The organism is Herbiconiux daphne (assembly GCF_024979295.1).
Taxonomy (GTDB): Bacteria; Actinomycetota; Actinomycetes; order Actinomycetales; family Microbacteriaceae; genus Herbiconiux; species Herbiconiux daphnes.
Window position 1 is genome coordinate 1 of record NZ_JANLCJ010000028.1, and the last position, 4081, is coordinate 4081.

4 protein-coding genes are annotated in these 4081 nt (G+C 63.9%); 2 read left to right on the top strand and 2 right to left on the bottom strand.

The window, feature by feature from the left end; translation table 11 throughout:
• Nucleotides 1-363: 363 nt before the first annotated feature.
• Together N1032_RS22100 and N1032_RS22105 are read right to left on the bottom strand one after the other, a co-directional pair.
• On the bottom strand, nucleotides 364-543 hold the full coding sequence (locus N1032_RS22100) for a hypothetical protein (RefSeq protein WP_259542366.1): 180 nt from the start codon (nucleotides 541-543) through the stop codon (nucleotides 364-366).
• Between the two features lie 256 nt (nucleotides 544-799).
• Nucleotides 800-1030 (bottom strand): hypothetical protein, encoded by a 231-nt coding sequence (locus tag N1032_RS22105; RefSeq protein WP_259542368.1) that lies wholly within the window; start codon nucleotides 1028-1030, stop codon nucleotides 800-802.
• A 776-nt stretch (nucleotides 1031-1806) separates the two neighbouring features.
• Between N1032_RS22105 and N1032_RS22110 the strand changes: the two genes are divergently transcribed.
• The gene (locus N1032_RS22110; RefSeq protein WP_259542369.1) at nucleotides 1807-2502 is read left to right on the top strand and encodes a hypothetical protein; all 696 of its coding nucleotides are present in this window, start codon (nucleotides 1807-1809) and stop codon (nucleotides 2500-2502) included.
• 663 nt (nucleotides 2503-3165) lie between these two features.
• Nucleotides 3166-3525, top strand: a complete 360-nt coding sequence (locus N1032_RS28460; protein ID WP_407933067.1) for a restriction endonuclease — start codon at nucleotides 3166-3168, stop codon at nucleotides 3523-3525.
• Nucleotides 3526-4081: the final 556 nt, after the last annotated feature.

Here is a 4081-nt window from a genome sequence, read left to right on the forward strand (position 1 = left end):
CCACCCCCCCCTCCCCGAAGGCCTGGGCTGGCTTCCAGCAGGAAGGCCTTCCGCTGGATGGCGGCCCCCGCCCCCCCGTCGGCCTCTCCCCGGGGGCGGGGGCCTCGGGGCCGCGTACGCGGCCCCAGCGCGCTGCTAGCGCAGCGCGCTAAACCGAACCGCGCTTTCGGTATGTTCTCCCCTACCCCCACGCTCCCTTCCCTGCTCCCTGCCGGAAGGCGGGGACCCCTGCACCCCTGCCTTCCGTCAGGGCTTTAGTCTCTTAAGGGGGGTGTGGTGGGCCAAATGCAGCGGCGTTGTACCGGAAAAGCCAAACCCCGCCCTTAAGGGGCGGGGCGGGGGGCGTAAGCCCCCCAAGCCAGCCTACGCGGACGATGGGTGTAGCCTCTTCACGGCCTGCACCAGCTCCTTCAGGGCATCGCTAATCCCGATCGCCATGGCCACTTGCCCTTCTAGGGCCTTATGGAGATCGTGAAGGTCTGCGTGCAAGTCCCGGATCTCCTGAACTAGCAGTATCAGGGTCTTAAGCTTCTCTTGCTCCACCGCTACCAGGTCCTTCAGGCTTACCAGCTCCTGGTTCCCGGTGGGGCGGTTAGGGGTAGGGGTAGGGGTAGGGGCCGGGGAAGGCCGTCCACCCGGCGAAGGGCGTGGATCCACGCCCGCCGACTTCTCGCAGCGATCCGCGTGGTAATACGCCCAGCCCCCTTGCCTGGGGTACGCCCGCACCACCGTGCCAGGCTCCAGCAACTTCCCGCACTTCCGGCAATACGCCGCCTCCTGAAGTACCACCCTCTGGGCCTCACTCATCGTTGCCCCCCTTCCCCTGCGCAAGGTTCATAACCCAGTCCATTACTTCCTCCACCCAGTCCCTGGCCACCGTGCACAAGTCCCAAAGCGTGCTCGCCTCATCATCGAGGCCCAGCTCCTTCATGTACTGGGCCGCCGAACAGGCAAACGCCTCCAGCCTAGCCAGCTCCTTCAGGAGCACCCACAGGATCCCGATCAACGCCTTCTCGCCGTCTTGTCCCATACCGTGCCCCCTCCTTAGGGCACCCTTAGCATGCCAAAGGCCCTTCAATACGGCAAAACGTTGTAGTAACTATAGCCGGTGATAGTATCGGGGTAGCCGTGGCCAAGGTCAAAAGAACGACCCCCCTGGAAGGCGGTACCTGGGACCTCAGCGAACTGGGGGCGGTGCAGCACACCTCCCGGTGGGGCACGGTAGCCCGCTCTAAGGGATCCACCTTGCGCTACTACCCAGGTTGCCCCTGGGAGAAGGCTCCCCCTTCCGAAGGGCCTCGGATAGTGGCTCACGTATGGGAGCAAAGGATTTCCTACCCCTGGGCGGTCTTTGTGCAATACTACGCCGGCTTCTTCTGGGAGGGAGGGAATGGCTACGTCATGGCCCTCTACGAGGTCTACTATGGCCCGGACCCCGCCCCTCCTCCCATACCTTCCGGGGCCTGGGAATGGCCCACCATAGAGGAGGCCTCCCCCCAATGCTTCCTGGTCCGGTTACGCTGGCCCAATGGTAAGCTTGGGTGTCGGTACATCTTCCCCACGCGCATGAACCCCTGCGGGGACGCCCCCCCTTCCTGCTGGACCCAACCCGCGGATATCCTTTGGGGTCCCGACTCGGAAGAGTTCTTTGCGGGTAGCCGCATATGGCGCAACGTCTACGTGGGGGGGAAGGGCTGGCAAGGCCCATGGGAAGGGGTAGACACCTGGGAATGGTTCACCGAAGCCGAACCCCCTCCGGAAGAAGGTGGCGGGGATATTGTGCTAGACTGAGCCCAGGAGGGCAACATGGCCAAGGTCAAGTACGGTGGTGGTATCCAGGACCTTAGAGGCTCCATCGCGGGCCAGGTCCATAGCCGCAACACGTTCGGGAACTACATCCGGCAGAAGGTTTCCCCAGTCCAGCCCCGCACGTCTAGGCAGCTAGAGGTCAGGGAGCTTTTCACTTCGTTCTCCCGCCGCTTCTCCCAGGTCCTCACCGATGAGCAGCAGGAAGCATGGCGGCAAGCCGCCGCCTCTACCCCCGTGCGGGATGTCTTTGGCGATAGCATCACCCTAACCGGCATTAACCTGTACACCCGCCTGAATAGCCTTCGCGCCCTTATGGGCCTGGAGCCCCTGAATGACCCTCCCCCGGTAGTCGAGGTAGGCGCTCCAGAGATCACCAACGTCACCGCCAACCCGATAGACGCTATCCTCAACGTTGACTTTTCCCCCTCCCCAGTACCCGCCGACACCTACCTGTTCATCTGGGCCACCGAGCCCCTAAACCCCGGGGTGGCCTTCGTAGCCCATAAGCTTCGCCTTCTCACCATTCTCCCCCCGGGGACTGCGTCCCCCGCTGAGCTCTTCCCCGCCTACCTTGAACGCTTTGGGGGCCTTGTCAATGGCAAGCGCCTCTACCTGGCCGCTGAGTTTGTCCACGCTTACGGCTGGAAGGGTCAAAGGGTCCTTACCAGCGCCCGAATCACCCCGATAGGTTAGCCCTATGTGGCGGGTAGTTCTCTCCATGGCCTGGCCCCTTCTCAAGTGGGCCATCCAGGAATGGGCTACCAAGGGCGGTAGCTCCCCCCTGGTGCTGGGGAAGATCCCCCTCAACGGTCATGAGGTGTACGTGTGCCTGGATCTCCGCAAGACTCCTTGCCAGTAGCGGTTAAGTGGCCCCTGGCCTGGGCAATCTTCCTAGCGGAAGGGGATTGCCGGGCTAGCGTGCCCTTTGGGTATCTGCCCCTTCGGGACCGCTGGAAGGCCAGGAAGGCCTCCTTTGTCCGGGTCCTTGCCGCCGTCCTTGCGGAACTGGAGGTTGAATGGGCACGCTGGACCAGGGAGCGCACCTACCCGTGCTTTATCACCTGGCTTGCCCGGGTAGGCTACAACGCCAACCCGCAGGAATGGGACGCTTGGGAGAAGAACGTGCGTAGCTTCTACCGTTCCCTGACCGGTCAGGATAAAATCCCCTTGCCTCCTTAGGGCTTTTGCCGCTTCTACCTTGCCGAAAGAGGAGCGTAAAGCTCCTCTTTCCTTTTACGCTCTTAGCGCCGGCGTTATGCCATACACAGCTTTCTCCCTTTAACCGAAAAGCCTTTAACCCAGATTCAAGCCCTCTTGCCTTAAGATAAAAGACCTTTTGCCTTAAGCTTTAGGCATATGAACCGGTATCGGAAGGGAGCCGACTTTGAAAGAGCCTTAGCGGCTGCTTTGAGGAGCAGGGGCATCTGGGTTATCCGGTCTGCAGGGAGCAAAGGGCCCGCCGACCTGGTGGCTTGGCATGGCGGAAGGAAGGCCCTTATCCAATGCAAGGCGGGGGGCAACGCTTCACCCCTCGAGGTTCAGGCATTGAGGGCCGCAGCCCGGGCCCTAGGAGGCACGGCCTGGGTGGTAAGCCGCACGCCTCGAGGATCAGAGGCCTGGCACTTGGTCTACCCGGAAACCATGCAAGGCCTAGTCAGCACCCGGAGCCAAGTCCTGGCCTGGCTGGAAGGGGAGGAGTCCTTACCTTGGGCGTGAGGAGGCGGGGGGGCCTGGCGGCCCCCCCTGCACCCCCCCGGGGCCTGACGGCCCCAGGCGGTAGATGGGTAGGGGCCGGGGGAATCCCACCCGCCCGCCCAGCCGGCCCCAGCTAGTACCCCTCGAGGATCCCCCCTTTGCAGCGCATGGGGCAGGATAGGCCAGCCCACCGCCTGGCCGCCAGGTACGCCAGGCCCTGGCGGGCCTGGCCGCCGCGCGAAAGCGCACGTTTCGCGCAGGGAAAACCCGCCCTGCGCGAAACTGCTGCTTTCGCGCAGCGCCTGGCGGCCAGGCAGCCCCCACCCACCCCCCCCGGCCCCTTCGGGGCCTGCCCCCCCCGCACTCCCCGGGGGGGGCTTAGGATCCCTTCCCGGGGATGCCTCTCTGGGGCGTTGTAGGGGGCCTAGAAGGCGTTGGAAGAGGTAGCCCGGTACTGGACTGCCCCCCCACCTTTCCCAAGGCCTTCTAGGGGCCTTAGAAGGCGAAAGTGCTTGTTTCCTGGTTCGGTTTTGCTTTGGTTCGCCTCATCCTCCCCCGCCCCCCCCCCCCCCCAGGC

Bases quoted from the DNA above. Each gene is read 5' to 3' on its own strand.
- N1032_RS22105 (WP_259542368.1), bottom strand. From the start codon at position 1,030: ATGGGACAAGACGGCGAGAAGGCGTTGATCGGGATCCTGTGGGTGCTC.
- N1032_RS22110 (WP_259542369.1), top strand. From the start codon at position 1,807: ATGGCCAAGGTCAAGTACGGTGGTGGTATCCAGGACCTTAGAGGCTCC.
- N1032_RS28460 (WP_407933067.1), top strand. From the start codon at position 3,166: ATGAACCGGTATCGGAAGGGAGCCGACTTTGAAAGAGCCTTAGCGGCT.